Raw genomic sequence first — 20175 nt, forward strand, 5'->3', positions numbered from 1 at the left:
TACCTCATGCCATCATCCTGGCTCTTCACTCCAGGGCAATCGCAAAGTGACCTTAATGTTAAAAGCACACACCCACCGCAAGAACGTTTTAATGCGTGTGTTGCTGATAACGGTGGCAGCGCTAACGCCCGCGATGTTGACCGCCAACCCGCTTCACAGCCCCCCTGAGCCGCTGCGCATTGTGACGCTTTACCAGGGAGCGACCGACAGCGCCGTGGCCCTTGGGCTGACGCCGATTGGCGTAGTCGATTCATGGCTGGAAAAGCCCACCTACCGCTACCTGCGTGCCCCGCTTGATGGCATCGAGCACGTAGGACTGGAAACTCAACCCAACCTGGAAAAGGTGGCCTGGCTGAAGCCCGATCTGGTGATTGCCAGCGATTTTCGCCATGCGCGCATAGCGCCGCTATTGAGTGCTATTGCTCCCACGGTATCGGCGCCTACGGTATTTAACTTCAAGACCACCCTCACGATGGTGGCGAATGCCACTCACCAAGAAGCCGAGGCCAGTGAGCTACTCCAGCGTTGGGAAGAACGGGTGGCCGATTTTCGCCAGCAGGTCGCCGTCAAACTGGGCGATGAGTGGCCGCAAAAAGTGGCCGTGGTGCGGTTTAAAAGCGATCACGTGCGTATCTATACCAGCGGCTTTGCGGGCTCGATTCTCGATGAGCTGGGCTTTGCGCAACCGGATACACTGCAGAGCCAGAGCTGGGGAATGAAGCTCTCCAGTACGGAAAACATTCCCGTGCTGGATGCCGATGCCCTGTTTATTCTGCTGGAACCGGATGACCCCGCCATAGCTGATAATTACCGGCACTGGGCCTCCCACCCTCTGTGGCAACAGCTGTCAGCGGTTCAAAGCGGGCGTGTATTTGAAGTGGAGCCGGTGAGTTGGATGATGGGGGGCGGCATACTGGCGGCCAACGCCATGCTGGATGATCTGTATAGCCACTATGGGCTGTTGCAACCCGAAGCGGCGCATTATCAGGCTTGCCTGCCTCGCTCCTCCGGCCGTGGGGAGCCTACGTCATGCTAAACAGTGCTGCCGCAAAAAGTATTGGCCTGCTACTTGGCACTCTGGTGGCGCTAGGCGCCTTTTTCGCCAGCGTGATGTTAGGCACAACGGAGATATCACTCTCCTCTCTGTACGGTTCGTTCGCCCATTACGACCCTACCAACATCGCCCACATCATTCTTTTAACTGAGCGCTTACCCCGTGCGGTGATTGCCGCTCTAGTGGGCGCCAGCTTAGCGATTGCCGGGGCACTGATGCAGACCATGACGCGCAACCCGTTAGCGTCGCCGGGCATTCTGGGCATCAATGCAGGTGCGATGTTTTTTGTGGTGGTCGCGGTTTCGCTATTACCGCTACATACCCCCGCTCACTACGTATGGGCCGCGCTATTGGGGGCGCTCGTTGCGGCCATACTGGTGGTGGTGCTTAGTCGCGGCCGCCACGGTGAGCTTTCACCGCTACGGGTTGTGCTGGCAGGCGTTGCGGTAACGGCGATGTTTGTGTCGTTCAGCCAAGGACTTCTGGTCATTGACCAGCAAAGTTTTGAAAGCGTGCTTTACTGGCTGGCGGGCTCAGTGTCGGGACGTGATCTTTCATTGGTAGCGCCCTTATTGCCTCTTTTTGGTGGAGCACTGTTGCTCAGCGCACTGCTGATACGCCACGCCAACGCACTATTGCTAGGCGATGACATGGTCACTGGACTCGGCATGCAGGCCACCACCATCAAGCTACTACTCGGCTTAATTGTGATTGTGCTAGCAGGTAGCTCCGTGGCGCTGGCGGGCATGATCGGTTTTGTGGGTCTGATTGTGCCCCACATGGCGCGGGGAATATTTGGCATTGACCATCGCTGGCTGCTGCCTGCCTGCGCCCTGCTAGGTGCCTGTTTACTGCTGCTGGCCGATCTTGGCTCGCGCTTTTTAATGCCACCCCAGGAGATCCCGGTGGGTGTAATGACCGCGCTGATCGGCACGCCCTTCTTTATCTATCTGGCACGACGCAAGATGGCTGGCCAATGAGACAAGCAGCAACGTTAAGCCTCGATAACAAGGCGCAGAGCGACAGTAACCGCTTACTGCGCAGCCTCATAATGCTAACCCTTTTATTGGTCGCCAGCGTCGGGCTGTCGCTCTGTTTAGGCAGTTTCCCCACACCGCCTCTGCAGGTGCTTCACGCACTGACAGCCCCGCAGAATAGCGATATCACTTTTATCGTTTGGGAGTTAAGGCTGCCACGTATTGCCCTAGCCATACTGGTCGGTGCCGCCCTGGCGATAGCGGGGGCGATTCTGCAGAGCATTGTGCGCAACCCGCTGGCCTCACCAGACGTGATCGGCATTACCAGCGGCGCGGCACTGGCGGCGGTGCTGTTTTTAGCGCTATTGAGCACCACCTTAAGTATTCACTGGCTGCCCGTGGCGGCAATGCTGGGGGCACTGGTTTCTGCCCTGTTGGTGATTAGTCTCGCCTGGAAAAACGGCATCAGCCCATCGCGGATGGTACTGGTGGGCATTGGCTTGGCGGCGGCCATGGGCGCTGGCACCACCCTGTTAATCGTGATCAGCGATGACTCCGCCGCCATGACCGCCTATGTCTGGCTGACCGGCAGCCTTTACGCTGCACAGTGGGACGATGTTCGGGGTCTATTGCCGTGGCTAGTCGTCGCGGTGCCGATCAGCCTAGCCTTTGCTCGGCATGCCGACGCCATGGCACTGGGCGACGCCGTTGCCGAAGGGCTCGGGGTGGCGCTTCTACGCAGCCGATTAGTATTGCTGGCCTGCAGCGTGGCGCTGGCCGGTGCCGCGGTGGCGTTTGCAGGGGGCTTAAGCTTTGTGGGGTTAATTGCCCCCCATCTGGCAGCCAGGTTGGTGGGGCGTAATATGGCACAGCTGGTGCCCGCGTCAGCGCTGGTCGGCGCCTTGATTGTGCTTTACGCCGACCTGCTGGGCCGAGTGGCCTTTTTACCCAAAGACCTGCCTGCGGGCATCTTCGTTGCCGGGATAGGCGCGCCTTTTTTTGTTTATTTGTTGCATCGATCGCGCACTCGCTTCTAGAACCTGTTGACGAAAAAAAGCGGCACCCTCGGGGCGCCGCCAAACAGTATCGAGCATAGAAAATAAAAATAGAAAGCGGCTGATTAGAAATCCAAACGATAACCCAGCGTTAAGGTGCGGCCTCGCCCGGCAAAGTAGCGCTCATCATTCACTAGAGCGCTTTGCGAGTAATATGTGACGTACTGCTCATCAAGCAGGTTGGATACCCCTACATTGACCTGACCAACGGGTAGTTGGTAACCCACGGCAGCATCCATCAACAGATAGCCATCAAACTCACGATTGGCTTCATCGAAGGTTTCATCAAAGGCGTAATTGGCCTGAACAAAGGTAGAGAGCTCGTCTGACCAATTAGCTGACCAACTGGCCGTCAGGCGATCCGGAGAGACATCCAGCCCCGATAGTTTGGCATCTAAGTTACCGTCATCGTTGCTATCGTAGCGCCCTTCCATACGTGAATAAGCCAAGCGACCAGAGTGTTGATCGTTAAACTGATAATCGACCGCGGCCTCAAAACCTTTAATCTCTGTTTCTTGGCGCTGCATATAGAAGACATCATCTACCTCTGTTAGACGGCTACCGAAGTCAGAAGAGGATTCGTAATAGCTAAGTTCGGCGGCTAAGCGTCCATTCTCAAAACGCACCCCAGTCTCGATGTTGTCAGTAACAATGGGGCTCAGATTCTCAATGTTGTTGACTGATTGATTCGGCGTACTGATCCCCCTCAATGCACGGCCCACATCCGGAATAGAGAATCCTTCTGAGTAGTTGGCAAACAGACTCCAGTGGTCGACCGGCTTCCACACGGCACCAAGGTTATAGAGCGTTTCATTAAAACTGGGGTCGCCACCCTCGACAGCAACGCCATTATTGGCCGCTACCGTCTGGTAACTGTTGATATCGAGCTTGGCATACTCATAGCGCGCGCCAGCGGAAAGCAATAGCGAGTCTACCGGGCGCAGATCAACCTGTAGGAAGGGCGACAGGTCGGTATATTCGGTGGGCGGCACGTAAGTGCGGTCACTTTGGTACAGGTACTGCTCGGTTTCATCAAACAGGGTATCAAAACCAACGGTCATCTTCAGGCGCTCATTCCAAAGATCATCTTTGGTCAGCGAGACTTTGGTACCGAATTTGCTGGTGGCCGCCATGGTTTGATCATAAAACGTACCCACGGGGGCAATCGCAGGATCTTGGAACGTTGCTGAATTAGTGGCTCCGAACAACGCCTCATAATCTTGATAAAACGCCTGCGCGCTCAGGTGCATACCGGCTAAGTCGTAGTGATCGTAACTTAGCCCAGTCGTCCACACTCGATTGTAGGGCGCATCACCTTCTGGTGTACCACGCTCTGATGTCGTTACCACGCCATTCGCACGATCCCCCGTCACGCTGACGTAGTTGTTATGCCCCTCAATATTGTAATGGTTCAGGGTAAACTGCAGTCGCTGATTTTCATCGAACCAATAAGCAAGCTTGCCCAAAATATCGAATGAGCGGGCATCCATTAGGTCACCCTGGGTGTTATCCACACCGACGGGGTCGCCATTGCCATCCAGAAACAGTCCTTGATCCTCATAACTTGCCGAGAACAGGTAATCCACATCGCCGCTATTGCCACTGATGCCGTAGGTGGATTTATAACTGATCGTGTCGCTGTCCAGCTCATTGGTGGGGGTTGTTACCTGAGCTTCAATATGCTGATTAAAAGACCCTGGCTCAGGGCGTTTAGTGATCAAGTTAATCACACCACCCGCCGCACCTACCCCGTTGGTAGCATTGGCACCTTGAATCACTTCGATCTGCTCTACCATAGAGAAATCGATGACATGAGCTTCACGACCAGTGGGACGCAATGGGTTAGATTGTGGAATACCGTCAATCAAGATCAACGGCGTACGCCCACGCAACGTCTCACCGCTGCCGCTCATTTTCTGGCGGCTAGGCGAATAGGACGGCAACAGGTTGCTCAAAATTTGTGAAGAGTCGCTGGTAATTTGCAACTGCTGACTAATCTCTTCCTCACTAATGATCCGCACTGTTTGAGGCGAATCTTCTTTTGTTGCATTAGTCCGCGAGGCGGTCACCACGACTGTCTGATTTGAGTTATCTCGTCCACTTTGAGACTCGTTGGTTGCCGTTTCCTGAGCGTGCCCCTGTGTGGCTGCTATTAATCCCGCAAGCGTCACCGTAGGCCAAAATACCTGGCGTTTCTTGATGTACATCGAGTGTTCATCCCCCCTGCTTTTGAGTAAGTTTGCCCTTGAAATCGTAATCTACATCTAAATAATAATGATTATTTTATGCATATAAATCACAAAGGTCTACTCAGCAGTACGAACCGTTCAGGATAACGACACTAATTCTCCCCTCTCTTATCCTCTATTTCCTCTAGAGCCGAGGCTTAAAGCAGTGAGCAATTGGTTGCTGAGCAATGGCAAGTATTGAAAATGAGAATATTTTGGCTTACGGTTCTGCCTGCTTAAACAACCCCAATGAGCACATTCATGACCCACCCTTCTCATCAACCACCTCGCTTGACGGGCGAAGCCCTGCACGCGGGCTATGACACTCGACGTGTACTGGATGGTGTCGACATTGCAATTGAGGAAGGCAAGCTCACGGTGCTGTTGGGGCCGAACGGAAGTGGCAAGTCAACGCTGCTGAAAACCCTTGCCCGCACGCTCACACCGAGTGGCGGGCATGTGTATTTGGACGGTAAGGATATCCATCGCAGCAAGACGCGAGAGGTCGCCAAGCACCTGGGAATTCTGCCCCAAGGCCCGGTGGCGCCCGAGGGGCTGAGCGTAAAGCAGTTGGTGGGCATGGGCCGCTTTCCGCACCAGGGGTTATGGCAGAAAAATGCTCAGCAAGATGCCGAAGCCATTCGTGAAGCCATGGCTTATACCCACGTGACGAAGTTTGCCGAGCGTAACGTTGATGCGCTCTCCGGCGGCCAGCGCCAGCGCTGTTGGATTGCCATGGTGCTGGCCCAGCAAACCGACCTGATTCTGCTTGATGAACCCACGACCTTTCTGGATCTGAAGGTACAGGTGGATTTGCTGGAGCTGCTTTCGCGCCTGGCCCATGAAAAAGGCCGCACCCTACTGCTGGTGCTCCACGACCTGAACCTGGCCGCTGCCTATGCTGATCATTTAGTGATGATGTGCGATGGCCGCATCGTCACCAGCGGCACGCCCAGTGAAGTCTTTACCACGGCCAATCTCAAGCGCGTGTTCGACCTGGATGCCCATGTCATCCACGACCCCGAAAGCGGCAGCCCGATTTGCGTGCCGCGGAAACGCAGCCTATCCATTACTGAATCGGATCTGGTTGTTTAGCAACGCTACGTATTGGGAGACGCTACCCGACCTGCCATGGATCGATAATAGGGATGTCTAAATATTTGAAGTCTCTCACATTGCGGGTAGCAAGCTGGGCGTGGTGCTGCTGACAAATGGCGGCGATTTGAGCATCAGCAGAATGCACTACCCGGCCTGAGCGCTCGCTGTCGGCAACTAAAGTTGCATAATAGGCAGCGGCTAATTCATCAAAAGGCAAAATACGTTCGGTAAAGTCTTCTTCAAACATCTCGGCGGCTAGCTGTGCAAAGCGCTGCTTACGCTTGCCATCAGGCAAACGTTCAATACCGTAAAGAATTTCGGCCACGGTAATAGCGGTTATCGTGACTCCGAGAGGATCCTCAGCATTAAGCCAATTAACTACCCTCATATTGGGCGCAGGACGCATCAATTCCGACAATATGTTGGTATCAAGAATAATCACGACTCAAAGTCCGCGGCTCTTGGTTTTTCCTCACGTTTTGGCAACGCTAATTCCAATTCGCCCTCAGCGGCAAAACGCTGATGAATGCGACTTCCCAACCCACCCTGTTGCGGCTTTACTAACGCCTTGCGAAGAATAAGCCGTACCTCTTCTTCCATAGAGTGCCCATGGCTCGCCGCTTGAACACGTAGCTGCGCTTTGAGTTCATCATCCAAGTTACGCACCGTTATAGTTGCCATTTTCACACCCTTTTCAATGCTAACACTGACATCATTGATTGCAATAATAGCACATGATGAAAAGACGAAACGGCTGGCAGCTCTTGCCTAAGGAGCCTTCTCTAATAAATACTCAGCCACTGCTTGATAAGCTGGAAGCGAGGAGGGGTCGTTAGCAGCATTGCCAGCCACCGGGTGAGAAGCAAAGCGCACTATCACCATCTCCGCGGTGGGGTCGATATATATCGTTTGCCCATGCACACCCCGGGCAGCGAATGCGCCATGGTCGTTATGCAGCGACCACCACATGCCACGGTAACTACCGCCGGGTAAAGTGCGGTAACCTGCAGCGGCAAACGCTTGTCTGTCGCCACCTTGCCGGATGCGCTCTACGGCGGCAGCGGGAAACAGTCGCTCGCCGTTGATAACCCCTTCATTCAGCACTAACTGCCCTACTCTCGCCATATCCCGCAGGCCCGCGCTAAAACCACCACCGGCAAACGTTGTTCCGATGGAGTCAACGGTAAAGTAAGCATCTTGCTCGGCGCCTATGCGTTGCCAAATTCGTGACGACAGCAACGACGTCACTGACTCTCCGCTGGTTCGAGCAATTACCCAGCCCAGCGCATCGGTGTTAATAGTCTTATAGCCAAACACTTGCCCATGCGCCCCTTCCGGCTGCACAGTGGCTAAATACTCATAGTAAGTACGCGGCCCGGTGTAACCTTCTGGCTTAGGAAGCGGGCTTGCTGCTGCGTTGTAGACCCAGATATCCGCATGGGGGTCGCTGTAATCTTCGCTATAGGCCAGTCCTGTCGTCATTTCGAGCAATTGCTGCACGGTGGCACTGCCAAACGCACTATCGGCCAGCTCTGGCAGTATGTCGCCGACAAGCGCTTCTTCATCCAATGCGCCTTCAGCTACCAAGATTTCCCCCAACAGGCCGGTCATCGATTTAGTGACCGACATGGCTCCATGCTTGCCTGCTTCATCTAAACAGCCGGCGTAATATTCATACACCACTTGCCCCTGATGCAGAATTAGCAGGCCATCAATGTAATTTTCGTTCAGCGACGCCTGCCATGACATGGGTTCACCACCATCAAGCGGAGTAAATATCACCTCATTGATAGCGTCATCCAGTGCGTAGCTGAGCGGCACAGGCGCGCCTAATCCTCTACTTACCTGTTTGGTGGGCAGCAATTCGCGAAAATGGCATACCGTCCAGCGCATTTTAGGAAAGCTAAAGTAGTTGGCGTCAGGTTGGCCAATGACCCGTTCGGAAGCGGGGGGAAAGCCTTGCATCCAGCCTAACCGGTTAGGGTCTGATTCTTCGGCAGTTAACACGTCACTGTCGAGTGTTTGCGCGGCAGCCGGTGATGCCCAACCGACTAATACAGCGGATATCACAAACGGTAGGATACAGGTGGATCGAAGGGGTAAACGTGGCATGTCCTACTCCTGAGTGAGCTGCTGTGCTCAAAGGTGAGCTCCCAGAATCCTCAGTATAGGTAGAAATGCGTGATGCCGTACTTAGATATATGCCTAAGCCATAAGGCATGCCCCAGAATCGAGTAGGAAGGGGAGTCGCCTCCCCTGTCCTCTCACACCACCGGGCATACGGTTCCGTACCACGGCGGTTCATGCAGAACGTTTAAGCCATCTTACCGTATCCAGTACCGAGATCAGTCCCTGGTCATAAAACCATTTCCTCGGCAGGGCCTGATTCATGTGCGAAGCCCCGGCATTCCACCAGGGGCCTCGACCGTTCCCCGCCGATTTCCAGGCGCGGTGCCCGTCTAGGCCTAGCCCTCGCAGCTTCCGACGCCGAGTCGATGGGCGTTTCCATTGTCGCCAGATCAGGCCGCGTAAGCGCCGGCGTATCCATTGATCCAGTGCTTCCAAGGGGCGTTTCACATCAACAAGATTGAAGTAGTTAGCCCATCCTCGTAGGACTGGCCTCAACCCTTCGATTACCCGTTGGATGTTACGCCCCCTGCCACGTTTCAGGATCTCACGGACACGCTGCATCATGCGTGTCAGGCTTGTCTTGGCGAGCGTCAGTTTCGACTGCTTGTGCCGAGTGAGGCTGTAGCCCAGGTATCCGCGTAGCCATGGCCGATCCACCGCACTTTTACGGCGATTGACCGTCAGCCGAAGTGAGCTCTCGAGATACTCACTCAAGCTGCCCATGACCCGCTCGCCTGCTCGTCGGCTCCGTACATAGATTTGTACATCGTCGGCGTAGCGGCAGAAGCGGTGGCCTCGGCGTTCCAACGCCTTGTCCATGTCGTCCAGCAGGATGTTCGCCAGTAGCGGGCTGAGGGGCCCGCCTTGGGGTGTCCCCCGCCGCCTCGGCGTGGGCAAGCCATGCTGGAACATACCCGCCTCCAGATAGCGACGGATCAAACGCAGTACACGCTTGTCGTCAACGCGCCGCGCGACCCGTGCCATCAGCAGGTCGTGATTCACTCGGTCGAAGAAGGCTTCCAGGTCAAGATCGACCACCCAGCGGTGACCGGCGGTGACGTGGGCCTTCATGGCCGAGACGGCCTGCTTGGCGCTCCGCTTGGGGCGGTAGCCGTAACTCGACTCGGAGAAGCCCGGGTCGAAGATCGGCATCAGTACCTGGGACAGCGCTTGCTGGATTAGGCGGTCGGTAACCGTGGGAATACCGAGCTGCCGCGTCCCACCCTTGGGCTTAGGGATCGTGGTTGCTCGGATCGGGCTGGGGTGGTACTGATCGGCCAGCAGCCGCTCGCGCAGCGTTGGCCAGTACGTCTTTAGGTGGTCGGCTAGCTGATACACCATCATGCCATCGACACCCGGTGCGCCTTTGTTGGCAACCACCCGACGGTAAGCTCGCTCCATGTTTTCCGGGTCAACGACCCGTTCCATGAGCGAGGTTGGCTCCGCTTTCGTCCACGATAACGACGCCGGGCTCGTCTCGACGCTCACCGGCTGGGACTCGGAGTACTGCCCCTGCCCCTCTGGGTGAGTGACGGTATTCGCGTCATGGTCTGTCTTCATGATCGATCCTCGAGACGTTATCGCCTACTCGCGGTTCTTCATGTTCGGCCCTTGGTGCCGTGGTGAACCGGCACTTACTATGGCCTCGGCTGACGTCTGGTGATCCATCCCGTCGCCTCTCGACGCCGGTAGCACCGTGGCAGACCACCAGACCTCCCAGGGTAAGACGCGCGACCTTCCCGCTTATGCCTGTCGGATTTACGTCATGGCGTTCCGTGCAAGTATCGGGCTTTGGTGAGTGTAGCCACCTTACCCCGCCATGACGCCTCGTATCCGCTTCCTGTTCGTCAGGCCAGCGTTTTGCCTCGGGCTGCCTTTGGATTCCCCCTCGCGAGGGACACCCTTGCCGTCGGCTAGCACTTCCCCTTGCCGGGCGTGCAGGGGACTTTCACCCCCAAGTCATCCTGAAGCACCACCCCCAGGAACAGCGCCGGTCAAGGCGCTGCGCGCCATGCCTGGCGCACTACGCAAACGCCCGGCCAATATGGCCGGGCGTTGAGGGAAACAATAGGCTTTTACCAGCTATATTTCACACTGCCAATCACACTGCGGGATTCGCCGTAGTAGCACCAATATTCACAGCTGGCCACATACTCTTTATCGGTTTCTCGAGTGAGCAGTTCATCCGTACTTATCGGCGTGTAATTGTCATAAGTGGGGTTGAAGATATTGATGGGATCGCCGAATGAGAAAGAACCTGCTTCTTGGCCGCTCTTCCGAGCGTTAATCGACAGTCCAGCTATCGATAGTGCCATCGCGGTAGACATGGCCACGGGTTGCCTGCCGCTCATCGACGATGGAAAGTGCGTAAGTGCTTCGCAGCTCTAATTCCAGTTCGCTGTAGCGCAGGTCTTCTCAAGTTGGTCTGTGAGTCGATGGTCAAAGGGGGGTATTTGCCAAAGTGCCCTATGGCAGTTTAAAGCCATTAACGGGTACGCCATCATCTTTTGCATGCGGGCTAACAAAGTCACGGTAGTATCTTCACTAAGATCCACCGCCAGACTCGACGCAAAGTAAGTACTTTTGAATAGTTGTGTTCAATCGTAAAGTATTTCGTAGGCAAAAGTTCTTCTGGTATCGAGTATTGGGGAGAAAGGAAGCGCTGCGTTCCCTGCAGCGCGAAATACCATTAGCTAGCCTTTAGCTTAGAAAATATGACGACTGACTAGAGCAAATTTTTGTAAGCCACTCCCCCTTTCATAATCAGCATGAGCTGCTCATCCGGCTGAGTAAGAACATTAATATCGTCCAAAGGATTATCTTTGAGCACGATTACGTCTCCCCTTGCGCCTGGAATAATCTCGCCAAAATCGCCTGTGTGCCCATAGGCGTCGGCGGCGTGGCTGGTGGCTGCACGAATCAGCTCGTCGGTGGGTACCACGTCTTTACGTAAATGGAATTCGTTGAGCTGATGCCGCTGCATCCGACCAAGCAGATCAGAGCCGTAGAGCATTTTAACGCCATACCGTTGGGCCATTTCTAATGCCTTGCCGCCAGCCTCCAAAACGTCATAAACCTTCCGCTGCAGGTGCTCAGCCATCCCCGCCTCCACACCTTCTTTTGCTAGGGCATCGTAGGTGCAGAGCGTCGGCGTTAGGTAGGCGTTGTGTTCAAGAAATAGTCGGCAGCTCTCTTCGTCCATAAGGTTGCCGTGCTCAATGGTCTTGACGCCTCTTGGTATAAGCCGGTTGATAGCCCGCGCCGTATAGGCATGTGCCATGGTGTGAATATTGGCGGCGGTGGCTTCTTCCACAATGGCGTCAATTTCCTCAAGCGAAAATTGCGTGCTGTCGATACGGTCAGTCGGTGAGGAAACGCCACCGGAGGCCATAATTTTAATCTGAGTGGCCCCCTTGCGAATTTCATCCCGGGCGGCGCGGCGTACTTCGCTGACACCATCGCAAACGCGACCTAGACCCGCGCAGCAGAAACAGCCTTCAAAGGTTTGCTGCCCAGGGCCACGCATGTCGGCGTGTCCGCCGGTCTGGGAAAGCGCATTGCCTGCGTACATGATACGCGGGCCGATCAAAGCGCCTTCGTCTACCGCTTTGGCAAGCCCATAATCTGCCCCGCCAGCGTCGCGCACGGTAGTGAATCCACGCATCAACATGGCTTCTATCAACTCGCTTGATTTGGCACCGACATAGAAAGGTGAAAGTGTCTCAAGCAGGGCAAAATTGGGAGTGATAGCCGTGACATGTACATGCGAATCAACCAAGCCAGGCATCAGGAAGTGGCCCTTGATATCGAAGACTTGATCGTCGCTGCCCTCTAGCGGCGAATCGCTAACAGCAACGATACGACCATCCTGAATGCGCACCTGCTGGTTGGCGAGCACCTGGCCATTGCGCGTGTCGATAACGTTGGCATTGATAAAGCGTGTCGTTGTCATGAGTATTCCTTGTGAGTGTTCTGGTGAGAGTGGCGTTAAAACATTTTTTGAGGGAGGTAGAGCGAAAGCGCTGGAATCAGCACGATCAATAACAGGGCGACAATATCCATGACGATGAACCAAGCTACGCCCTTGAACACTTCAGACAGCGTGACGCTATTACCCAGGGCACCTTTGATGACATACACATTGAGCCCGATGGGCGGAGTGACCAGCCCCACTTCAAGAAGCTTGACGACGATGATCCCGAACCAGATCAAGTTAAGGTCAGCGCCCTCTACTAAAGGGAGGATTAACGGCAGAGTGAGCAGCAGTAGGCCAATGGAGTCGATAAACATCCCCAGCACCAGATAAATCAGTGCTACCGCGAGAATGATCCACCAGGTCTCAGTACTGACGCCAAGAATCAACTCAGAAAAAGCGGCGGGTACGCCACTCATGGCTAGAAAACGGGTGAAAAACAGCGACCCGATAAGAATAATAAAGATGCTTGCCGTGCTCACCGCCGTGCGAATCAGCGCTTCCTGAATGGCTGAAAAGGTTAGCGTGCGGCGCGCAAAAGCGATCAGAGCCGCAATGGTTGTACCCACCGCCCCCGCTTCGGTAGGTGAGAAAACACCCAGAAAAATCCCGCCGAGTACTGAGCCGATCAGCAGCGGCAACGGCCAGATATGCTTAAAGGCATCCCACTTCTCGTCCCAGCTAGAGCGTACATCGGTGTTGCCCGCTAGGCTGGGATTCAGCTTGGTGCGCACCATAATCATCGCGATGTAGAGCAGCGCTGAAAGTACACCGGGAATGAATCCCGCCATAAACAGCTGACCTACCGAAACCTGGGCATAAACGCCATAGAGCACCAGCAGCACGCTTGGGGGGATCAGCGAGCCAAGTGTACCCGACGCGGCGACGGTGCCTGTGGCCAACCCCTTATCGTAGTTATGCTTGAGCATTTCAGGCACGGCAATCCGCGACATAGCCGCCGATGTTGCTACGCTAGAGCCCGAGGCAGCGGCAAAGAAGGCAGAGGCCATGACGCTGGAAACAGCCAGACCGCCAGGCAGGCGCGCCAGATAAAGGCGCATGGCATGGAACAGACCTTGGGTCATATTGGTGCTGGTGCACAAATAGCCCATAAATAGAAACATAGGTGCCGCGGTCAGTTCCCAGGTACCTGCAAAGTCAAACGGAGTGGCCGAAATCATTCCCCAGGCCACGCGCATGCTGGTCATTTCACCAATGCCAATGATCGACACTAATCCCAGTGCAACGCCGATTGGCACGCGCAGGGCGATAAGGGCCAAGGCGATGGCAATGCCTGCCACGCCTATCTCGATATTACTCATTAGGAAACTCCTAGAGGGCTCGGCGTTGTTGCAGCGCCTTAATCATGTTGGCGACGATGGCCAGGCACATAGCCGCGAAACCAACCGGTAACGCCCAGCGACTGGGCCATAGATAGAAGGTAAAGTTGGCCATGGCAGTTTCCATTCGAACCGTGGCGCGAACTGCATCAAGATAGCTCTGGTAACAGAGCATGCCGAAATAGAGGAGCCCTAGGGTACTGGCAAACAGATAAAGCACCAGTTGGGCGCTAGGCGGAAGCCTTCCCACCAACACATCCACGCTGATGTGTTCCCGCTGAAGCTCCACATAAGCGAGCGGCAGAAAGACGACGGCGACCATGTAGTAAAAAGACACAAACTCCAGTGTGCCGGTAAACGACTTCCCGAATAAGTAGCGCAGTCCAACATCCAATGAGACATGCAGCGCCATCAACACCAGAAATAGGGCCGCCAGCACCATGGCACTTTTGGCGACCCACTGGCTCAGCGATTCGAAGTGTTTGGCCATCATGCGGGCTCACTCCTCTGCGCATCCGGGGCAGAAAAGCCTAGCTCTAACAGGGTCTCTTTCCAGAACAGCAGCATGTCGCGGTAGAGTTTGGGGTCATCACGCCAGATGCTTTGCGCCCCCATACCTCGCATCATGCATAAAGTGGCGTTTAGGGCGACGCGATTCTGATGTGAGGTGTGCTTGGAACTGGCGACCAACTGTTCCCAAATCTGCTCCAAAGAGTCATTGAACTTTGCGGCCAGCGGTACCAGCACTTTCATGATATCGGGGTCGGTTCGCGCATTCGTGAGGTATTCGAGAGTCACCATGTATAGGTCACCTTTGAAATGCTCATGTAGCGCTTTAAGTAGGCTGTCAAAGTTAAGCTCCCCTGCTTTAACCTTTACGGCCATCTCCCTCACACTTTCCACTTCGCGACTCAGCAAATCCTCGAGCGCCGCCTGCATCAACAATGTTTTGGAGGGGTAATGGTGAACTAAAGCACCACGGGACACGCCCGCAAGACGCGCGACATCCACGGTTGAAGTGGCACGAATGCCCTTCTCGAGAATGCACTCGATAGTCGCTTGCGTCACCCGAGCCTGGGTTTGGCGTGAGCGTTCTTCTTGATTCTGTCGCTTCGTCATAGCGAACCCTTATTTGGCCTAGGCCGCCTCAATGCGGCGGCCTCAGTGTTGCCGTATTAATAGATCCCGTAGTCAGCAGGAAGCTTACTGTAGATCTCCTTCATGGCCAGTTCGGCCAGAGCCTCTTCGTCCTCGCGATCAACGTCGCTGATTAGCGCATCCCATTTTTCGTAGGTCGCGATAAAATCATCAATCAGCGCCTCGGGGTCTTCAACACCGTACTCATCGCGCGCCTTATTGTAGACATTGGCCAAGGCCTCATCGCGGAAAGCCTCCACGGAAGCCATCAGATCCTCTTCAGGCTCGTAGATGTTGTTGCCATGGGCTGCGGCTTCTTCCAGTGCGGTTTCAGAGGCGTTGAGGAACTGGACGATCATGCGTGTCATTGCGTTGGCCGTCGCTTCTTTAAAGACATCGCGCTCTTCATCGCTGAGGCTAGCCCAAAAGCCCGAGTTGAAACCCCACTGAGGGCCAGACCAATACATGCCTGTCGGCAGCAGCGTCGTGTGCTCGGCGACTTCCCAAAGAGACCGATCAATCAAGTCATTAGGCGCATTCGTTGCACAATCTAAAGATCCCCGATCAAGACCACTGTACATCTCACTGGAAGGCACATTCACCGGCGTTCCTCCGGCCTGCTCGACCCAGGCAGAGACAGTCGAGCCTGCAGTACGAATACGCTTACCGCGCAGCTCTTCTAAAGTGCGGACGGGTTCGCGGCAGAACAGCACATAGGAAGGCGTGCTGTAGGCACCCAGGTAGACAATACCCAGCTCTTCCCACTCGGCTAGCTGGGTTGGATTGTTAAGGCTGAAGTCTGTCACCGCCAGAATGGCAACCAGAGGGTCATCATAGTTAAAGCCTAACTCCTGAACGGCATTAGCCACCGGCATTTCAGATGGCGTGTAAATAGCGGCATGGTGAGCCACCTGAACAACATTATCTTGGATACCCTGCAGGTTAGCGCGGGGTGCCAGCAGCACGGTGCCGGTATAAACTTCCGGCTGCAGTTCACCGTTCGAGAGTTCTTTGACCATTTCGGCCCACTCAATGTACCCGTAACGGGAGTGGGGGTGTTGCTGGTCGTAGAACGAATTGGCAATAAAGGATGTTGCGGCATGGGCCGAAGAAGCAACGGCCGGCAAGACCAGCGCCGCAACGGCGATTGTCAGCGTATTACGAGCGAGTTTCATATAGTTTCCCGGGCCGATTTAATCGGCTGTTTTTTTCTGTTGTATTGTTTCATCTTGTTGACACGTCGCCCGATGTGGCGCGTGGACATAATCCAATCTAGACTTCAAATAATAAAAAAACAAGCAGGTCTGTTTGTTTTTAGCATGGCCAGTTTCGCGGAGAAAGGTTAAGTAATGAAAGTAAAGGAAAATCCCACTCGGCTTGATACAGCGGGCACCTGGCGAGGGATTCGCATGATGCTGCCTTTGGCGGTTTTTACGATCGCTTTTGGATTGGCGTTTGGCGTAGCCGCCGTACATCAAGGGTTGGCTGGTTGGGAGGCGATGTTAATGAGCCTGTTTGTGTTCGCGGCGCCATCACAATTTGCGGCCCTTGAGATGTGGCATTCGCCGCTACCGCTACTTGCGTTGGCGGCGGTCACACTGGCGATCCATACCCGGCATATGCTAATGAGTGCGGCACTCTACCCCTGGCTCAAGCCGCTACCGAGACGCCAACAATTCGCGATGGTGATTCTGCTGACCGACTCCAACTGGGCGATGGCACTGGGCGAATATCAGCGCGGCGAGCGCAACCTGGGCATTCTTTTAGGTGGCGGAATAGCGCTATGGGGGGCCTGGGTCGCGGGCACTGCAATAGGGCTAGCCTTTGGCGGAGGCATTACCCAGCCCGAACGCTTCGGCCTTGATGTCATCATGCTGTGTTTTCTGCTGATGATCGTTGTCGGTGGCAACCCCAAAGCGGCAATGGCCCTGCCCTGGCTAGCCGCAGCGGCGAGTGCATTAATGGCGTACTGGTGGTTGCCGCCTTACCTCCATGTGATGGTGGGCGCCTTCACCGGTGGCGTGGTAGCCGTGCTGTTGCCTGGACGCTGGTTCAGGGCAAACGCCTTATGAGCTCATCATCAGTGTGGCAGTCGTTGATAGCCATCATGCTAATGGTAGTCATTGCTTATGGCTCAAGAGTGCTGGGGCTACTGGTCATGTCGCATGTACCGCTAAGCCCCCGCGTGCGGCGATTCGTCGATGCCATGTCTAGCTCAGTTCTGATTGCCGTTATTACGCCCATCATCGTGCATGGTGACGGCGGCGTTCGGCTTGCGGCCATTGCGGCGGGTACGGTAGCGGTGGTGTTTAGAAGCCCACTGGTATCGATTGCCATGGGTATGGTTTGCGCTGCGGGTTGGCGCTGGTGGGTTGGGTAATGTTGTGCGAAAACGGAGACTTGAACGTTTTAGACGTGCGCAGGGGGTAACTAGAATTAGATATACCGCATTTCCAGGGACTCATTATTCCCTGCTTTTGAAATAGGTAAATATAGGAATGGTGGGCCCAGTAGGACTTGAACCTACGACCAAGGGATTATGAGTCCCCTGCTCTAACCAACTGAGCTATAGGCCCGAAAAGCGTGCATATCATAGCGAATGTGGCGGTGTGAGGCTAGCCCCATTGCGCTATCTTGATGTGATTACGGCACTTTATGTTGATTGGGCAGTCTGGTGAGTAGTTCTTTATGCGGAGACGCGCTGTGAAAGCATTGATTGCTCTAGTTCCTTTATTATTGGCGCTGCCCGTGCACGCGGATTGGCAGCTTGATCCTGCCCAGTCGCGGGTGCAGGCGTCGATTACCCAATTGAACGGTGACCCCCCGCAAACTCATCACCACCAGGTGCGCAACCTGCAGGGGGATATCTCCAGTGATGGCACCCTACGCCTGCCGTTAAAACTTAGCCAAACCGATGTGCTAGAGCGCTTTGGCGAACTGCCGCCGTGGATAGGCTTGCTGGCAAACACCACCTTGGTGACGTTAGAGGCACAAATGCCCCCAGAGCGGTTAGACGGTTTGGATATTGGTGAATCCTTGGTTGAAACGCTGACGTTTAGCGTGCAGTCCAACATGGTTAATCAGCAGGAGTCCGTGCCGCTGCGGTTTACCCGTGAAGGCTTGAACGAGATACGCGTGACCCACGCCGAGCCCATGGCGATGGACGGCAGAGCGCTGATGGCCAACAGCACGGTACGTACTGTGATGTCGCTGCTGGGCTACCAGGAGATTGACGAGCATGTGCCCGTCACCCTCAATGCACTGTTAGTTAATCGGTAGTCATTAACCGTTCAAGATTAACGACTGAGTACTTCCATATCCCCTACCTGGGCTTCGCCGGTTTGCACCCGCCACTGGGCGGCGTAGTGGCCGTTAGCTGCCAACAGGCTTGAGTGGCTGCCGCGCTCAGCCACTTGGCCTTTCTCGATCACCACGATCTCATCGGCGTGCACAATGGTGGAGAGCCGGTGGGCAATCATAATCACCGTGCGGCCATGAGCGATGCGTTTTAGCGAACGCTGAATGGCCGCTTCGGTTTCGTTGTCCACCGCGCTGGTGGCTTCATCCAGCACCAAGATAGGCGGGTCTTTAAGCAGTGCCCTGGCCAGTGAAAGCCGTTGGCGTTGGCCACCGGAAAGCCTTACGCCCCGCTCGCCTACCGGTGTGTCCAAGCCTTGAGGCAGCGTTTCGATAAAGCTCCACGCTTCAGCGGTTTTGGCGGCATCCACAATCGCGGCTTCGTCGGCGTCCGGCTTGCCGTAGGCGATATTGTCGCGAATGCTGCCTTCGAACAGGTAAACATCCTGGCTGACCAAACCAATCGATTGGCGCAGTGAGTTCATACTCACTTCGGTGATGGGCTGCCCATCTATGAGCACGCAGCCGTTTTCGGGGTCATAAAAGCGCAGCAGCAGTTTGATCAGAGTGGATTTCCCCGAGCCCGTCGCCCCCACCAGCGCCAGGGTATTACCTGCGGGCACGTGCAGGTGAATACCATCAACCCCAACGCCGCTGGTGGCGTAGTGAAAGCTCACATTGTCTACCGTCACCTCGCCGCGCACCGGCTGGGTAAGCGGTGTGGTGCTGTCATCTTTAACGGTAATCGGCACTTCGAGCAGGTCAAGAATCCGACGGGTGCTGGCCATGGCGCGCTCGAACAGGTCGATCACTTGAGCCAGGCCGGTCAAAGGCCAGAGCAGGCGTTGGGTCAAAAACACCAGCACGCCGTAAGCGCCCACGTTCAGCGAGCCGTTGAGCGCCATCATGCCGCCCACGGTAAAGGTGGCAAGAAAACCGGCCAAAATCGCCATGCGGATGACCGGAATAAACGCGGAGCTCACCTTGATCGCCCGTCTGTTGGCGTCTACGTAGGCTTCGCTGGCATCCCGCAGGCGCTCGGCTTCGCGATCTTCGCTGGTAAAGCTTTTAATCGTCGCAATGCCGCTGAGGTTATTGGATAAACGGCTGGCTAGATCCCCAACCTTTTCGCGCACATCGCTATACAGCGGCCCGGCTTTACGCTGGAAGAAGAACGCGCCCCAGATAATCAGCGGGATAGGCGTAAACGCCAGCAGCGCAATCAATGGCGAAAGCACAAAGAAGACCGCGCCTACCGCCACCACGGTGACGACCACCTGAATAATAGAATTCGCCCCGCCGTCCAGGAAACGCTCAAGCTGGTTGACATCATCGTTCATGGTGGCCACCAACTGGCCAGAGCTTTTCGACTCGAAAAACGCCATATCCAACCGCTGAGCGTGCTCGTAGGTATCTTGGCGCATATCCGCTTGTAAGCGTTGGGCTAAGTTACGCCACAGAATTTGGAACAGGTACTCAAACAGCGACTCCCCTGCCCAGATAACAAACGTCAGCACCGCTAGCATGGTGATCTGCTGTTGGGGTGTTTCAAACCCCAGGCTGGCGACAAAGCTCTGCTCTTGGTTAACCACGACATCAATGGCCACGCCAATCAGAATTTCCGGGGCAATATCAAATAGCTTGTTGATCACCGAACAGGTAGTGGCGGCAATAATGCGCCGACGATAGCCTTTAGCGTAGCGGAGTAGCCGCACCAGGGCTTGAAAGCTCTGATTCTTAGAACGGGGCGGAGAAGGAGCCACGAGCATTCCTTACTGAGGTTGTTGTAGGCCAAATAGGTAGGCGCTAGCGTAATGAATTCAATG

General features: G+C 55.1%; 19 protein-coding genes and 1 tRNA gene. 7 read left to right on the top strand and 13 right to left on the bottom strand.

All coding sequences use genetic code 11. The features are described 5' to 3' along the window. Window positions 1-55 precede the first annotated feature (55 nt). From ACFIOZ_RS15800 to ACFIOZ_RS15810, 3 genes are read left to right on the top strand one after another with little or no spacing between them, the layout of a single operon-like run. Entirely contained in the window at window positions 56-1036 is a 981-nt protein-coding gene (locus tag ACFIOZ_RS15800; RefSeq protein ID WP_386079555.1) for an ABC transporter substrate-binding protein, read from the top strand. Beyond that, complete coding sequence (locus ACFIOZ_RS15805) at window positions 1030-2034, top strand: FecCD family ABC transporter permease (protein ID WP_386079557.1); 1005 nt, start codon at window positions 1030-1032, stop codon at window positions 2032-2034. Before ACFIOZ_RS15800 ends, ACFIOZ_RS15805 begins: the two co-directional genes overlap by 7 nt. Then, on the top strand, window positions 2031-3068 hold the full coding sequence (locus ACFIOZ_RS15810) for a FecCD family ABC transporter permease (RefSeq protein ID WP_386079559.1): 1038 nt from the start codon (window positions 2031-2033) through the stop codon (window positions 3066-3068). Before ACFIOZ_RS15805 ends, ACFIOZ_RS15810 begins: the two co-directional genes overlap by 4 nt. An 83-nt stretch (window positions 3069-3151) precedes the next feature. Here ACFIOZ_RS15810 and ACFIOZ_RS15815 read toward each other — a convergent pair whose 3' ends face one another. Further along, a complete protein-coding gene (locus tag ACFIOZ_RS15815; protein ID WP_386079561.1) occupies window positions 3152-5293 on the bottom strand; it encodes a TonB-dependent receptor in 2142 nt (713 codons plus the stop codon). 282 nt (window positions 5294-5575) lie between these two features. Here ACFIOZ_RS15815 and ACFIOZ_RS15820 point away from each other — a divergent pair, with 282 nt between their 5' ends. Then, window positions 5576-6409, top strand: coding sequence for an ABC transporter ATP-binding protein (locus ACFIOZ_RS15820; RefSeq protein ID WP_386079563.1), 834 nt, complete (start codon window positions 5576-5578; stop codon window positions 6407-6409). Between the two features lie 22 nt (window positions 6410-6431). Here the strand turns inward: ACFIOZ_RS15820 and ACFIOZ_RS15825 are convergent, their stop codons facing one another. The 10 genes from ACFIOZ_RS15825 to ACFIOZ_RS15870 form a co-directional block, all read right to left on the bottom strand. Continuing rightward, the gene (locus tag ACFIOZ_RS15825; RefSeq protein WP_386079565.1) at window positions 6432-6854 is read right to left on the bottom strand and encodes a type II toxin-antitoxin system VapC family toxin; all 423 of its coding nucleotides are present in this window, start codon (window positions 6852-6854) and stop codon (window positions 6432-6434) included. Further along, entirely contained in the window at window positions 6851-7093 is a 243-nt protein-coding gene (locus tag ACFIOZ_RS15830; RefSeq protein ID WP_133729951.1) for a FitA-like ribbon-helix-helix domain-containing protein, read from the bottom strand. The genes ACFIOZ_RS15825 and ACFIOZ_RS15830 overlap by 4 nt, the downstream gene beginning before the upstream one ends. A gap of 87 nt (window positions 7094-7180) precedes the next feature. Next, a complete protein-coding gene (locus tag ACFIOZ_RS15835; protein ID WP_386079567.1) occupies window positions 7181-8524 on the bottom strand; it encodes a serine hydrolase domain-containing protein in 1344 nt (447 codons plus the stop codon). A gap of 189 nt (window positions 8525-8713) precedes the next feature. Continuing rightward, complete coding sequence (ltrA, locus tag ACFIOZ_RS15840; protein ID WP_386079569.1) at window positions 8714-10102, bottom strand: group II intron reverse transcriptase/maturase; 1389 nt, start codon at window positions 10100-10102, stop codon at window positions 8714-8716. 515 nt (window positions 10103-10617) lie between these two features. Then, on the bottom strand, window positions 10618-10869 hold the full coding sequence (locus ACFIOZ_RS15845; protein ID WP_386084161.1) for a hypothetical protein: 252 nt from the start codon (window positions 10867-10869) through the stop codon (window positions 10618-10620). A gap of 398 nt (window positions 10870-11267) precedes the next feature. Beyond that, on the bottom strand, window positions 11268-12494 hold the full coding sequence (locus ACFIOZ_RS15850; protein ID WP_386079570.1) for a metal-dependent hydrolase family protein: 1227 nt from the start codon (window positions 12492-12494) through the stop codon (window positions 11268-11270). A gap of 35 nt (window positions 12495-12529) precedes the next feature. Continuing rightward, on the bottom strand, window positions 12530-13837 hold the full coding sequence (locus tag ACFIOZ_RS15855; RefSeq protein ID WP_386079572.1) for a TRAP transporter large permease: 1308 nt from the start codon (window positions 13835-13837) through the stop codon (window positions 12530-12532). Between the two features lie 10 nt (window positions 13838-13847). Further along, window positions 13848-14348, bottom strand: coding sequence for a TRAP transporter small permease (locus ACFIOZ_RS15860; protein WP_386079574.1), 501 nt, complete (start codon window positions 14346-14348; stop codon window positions 13848-13850). After that, window positions 14345-14974, bottom strand: a complete 630-nt coding sequence (locus tag ACFIOZ_RS15865) for a TetR/AcrR family transcriptional regulator (protein ID WP_386079576.1) — start codon at window positions 14972-14974, stop codon at window positions 14345-14347. Before ACFIOZ_RS15865 ends, ACFIOZ_RS15860 begins: the two co-directional genes overlap by 4 nt. A 56-nt stretch (window positions 14975-15030) precedes the next feature. Further along, window positions 15031-16167: a C4-dicarboxylate TRAP transporter substrate-binding protein gene (locus ACFIOZ_RS15870; protein ID WP_386079577.1), complete on the bottom strand. Its 1137-nt coding sequence runs from the start codon at window positions 16165-16167 to the stop codon at window positions 15031-15033. Window positions 16168-16341: 174 nt separating this feature from the next. On the opposite strand from ACFIOZ_RS15870, the gene ACFIOZ_RS15875 reads away from it, so the two are divergent. Together ACFIOZ_RS15875 and ACFIOZ_RS15880 are read left to right on the top strand one after the other, a co-directional pair. Continuing rightward, window positions 16342-17064: an AzlC family ABC transporter permease gene (locus ACFIOZ_RS15875; RefSeq protein ID WP_386079579.1), complete on the top strand. Its 723-nt coding sequence runs from the start codon at window positions 16342-16344 to the stop codon at window positions 17062-17064. Next, entirely contained in the window at window positions 17061-17372 is a 312-nt protein-coding gene (locus ACFIOZ_RS15880) for an AzlD family protein (protein WP_386079580.1), read from the top strand. Before ACFIOZ_RS15875 ends, ACFIOZ_RS15880 begins: the two co-directional genes overlap by 4 nt. Before the next feature lie 119 nt (window positions 17373-17491). Here the strand turns inward: ACFIOZ_RS15880 and ACFIOZ_RS15885 are convergent. Continuing rightward, window positions 17492-17568: transfer RNA gene (locus ACFIOZ_RS15885), tRNA-Ile, on the bottom strand. A gap of 127 nt (window positions 17569-17695) precedes the next feature. On the opposite strand from ACFIOZ_RS15885, the gene ACFIOZ_RS15890 reads away from it, so the two are divergent. Beyond that, a complete protein-coding gene (locus tag ACFIOZ_RS15890) occupies window positions 17696-18271 on the top strand; it encodes a hypothetical protein (protein WP_386079582.1) in 576 nt (191 codons plus the stop codon). A 17-nt stretch (window positions 18272-18288) separates the two neighbouring features. On the opposite strand, the gene ACFIOZ_RS15895 is transcribed toward ACFIOZ_RS15890, so the two are convergent. Beyond that, on the bottom strand, window positions 18289-20118 hold the full coding sequence (locus ACFIOZ_RS15895) for an ABC transporter ATP-binding protein (RefSeq protein WP_386079584.1): 1830 nt from the start codon (window positions 20116-20118) through the stop codon (window positions 18289-18291). Window positions 20119-20175: the final 57 nt, after the last annotated feature.

This window comes from Vreelandella sp. F11 (genome assembly GCF_042466685.1).
GTDB lineage: Bacteria > Pseudomonadota > Gammaproteobacteria > Pseudomonadales > Halomonadaceae > Vreelandella.

What these genes read in the sequence shown, in the direction of transcription:
- ACFIOZ_RS15880 (WP_386079580.1), top strand. Translation starts at nt 17,061, where the DNA reads ATGAGCTCATCATCAGTGTGGCAGTCGTTGATAGCCATCATGCTAATG.
- ACFIOZ_RS15870 (WP_386079577.1), bottom strand. Translation starts at nt 16,167, where the DNA reads ATGAAACTCGCTCGTAATACGCTGACAATCGCCGTTGCGGCGCTGGTC.
- ACFIOZ_RS15875 (WP_386079579.1), top strand. Translation starts at nt 16,342, where the DNA reads ATGAAAGTAAAGGAAAATCCCACTCGGCTTGATACAGCGGGCACCTGG.
- ACFIOZ_RS15845 (WP_386084161.1), bottom strand. Translation starts at nt 10,869, where the DNA reads ATGTCTACCGCGATGGCACTATCGATAGCTGGACTGTCGATTAACGCT.
- ACFIOZ_RS15835 (WP_386079567.1), bottom strand. Translation starts at nt 8,524, where the DNA reads ATGCCACGTTTACCCCTTCGATCCACCTGTATCCTACCGTTTGTGATA.
- ACFIOZ_RS15815 (WP_386079561.1), bottom strand. Translation starts at nt 5,293, where the DNA reads ATGTACATCAAGAAACGCCAGGTATTTTGGCCTACGGTGACGCTTGCG.
- ACFIOZ_RS15850 (WP_386079570.1), bottom strand. Translation starts at nt 12,494, where the DNA reads ATGACAACGACACGCTTTATCAATGCCAACGTTATCGACACGCGCAAT.
- ACFIOZ_RS15860 (WP_386079574.1), bottom strand. Translation starts at nt 14,348, where the DNA reads ATGATGGCCAAACACTTCGAATCGCTGAGCCAGTGGGTCGCCAAAAGT.
- ACFIOZ_RS15865 (WP_386079576.1), bottom strand. Translation starts at nt 14,974, where the DNA reads ATGACGAAGCGACAGAATCAAGAAGAACGCTCACGCCAAACCCAGGCT.
- ACFIOZ_RS15805 (WP_386079557.1), top strand. Translation starts at nt 1,030, where the DNA reads ATGCTAAACAGTGCTGCCGCAAAAAGTATTGGCCTGCTACTTGGCACT.
- ltrA (WP_386079569.1), bottom strand. Translation starts at nt 10,102, where the DNA reads ATGAAGACAGACCATGACGCGAATACCGTCACTCACCCAGAGGGGCAG.
- ACFIOZ_RS15830 (WP_133729951.1), bottom strand. Translation starts at nt 7,093, where the DNA reads ATGGCAACTATAACGGTGCGTAACTTGGATGATGAACTCAAAGCGCAG.
- ACFIOZ_RS15895 (WP_386079584.1), bottom strand. Translation starts at nt 20,118, where the DNA reads ATGCTCGTGGCTCCTTCTCCGCCCCGTTCTAAGAATCAGAGCTTTCAA.
- ACFIOZ_RS15820 (WP_386079563.1), top strand. Translation starts at nt 5,576, where the DNA reads ATGACCCACCCTTCTCATCAACCACCTCGCTTGACGGGCGAAGCCCTG.
- ACFIOZ_RS15855 (WP_386079572.1), bottom strand. Translation starts at nt 13,837, where the DNA reads ATGAGTAATATCGAGATAGGCGTGGCAGGCATTGCCATCGCCTTGGCC.
- ACFIOZ_RS15800 (WP_386079555.1), top strand. Translation starts at nt 56, where the DNA reads ATGTTAAAAGCACACACCCACCGCAAGAACGTTTTAATGCGTGTGTTG.
- ACFIOZ_RS15810 (WP_386079559.1), top strand. Translation starts at nt 2,031, where the DNA reads ATGAGACAAGCAGCAACGTTAAGCCTCGATAACAAGGCGCAGAGCGAC.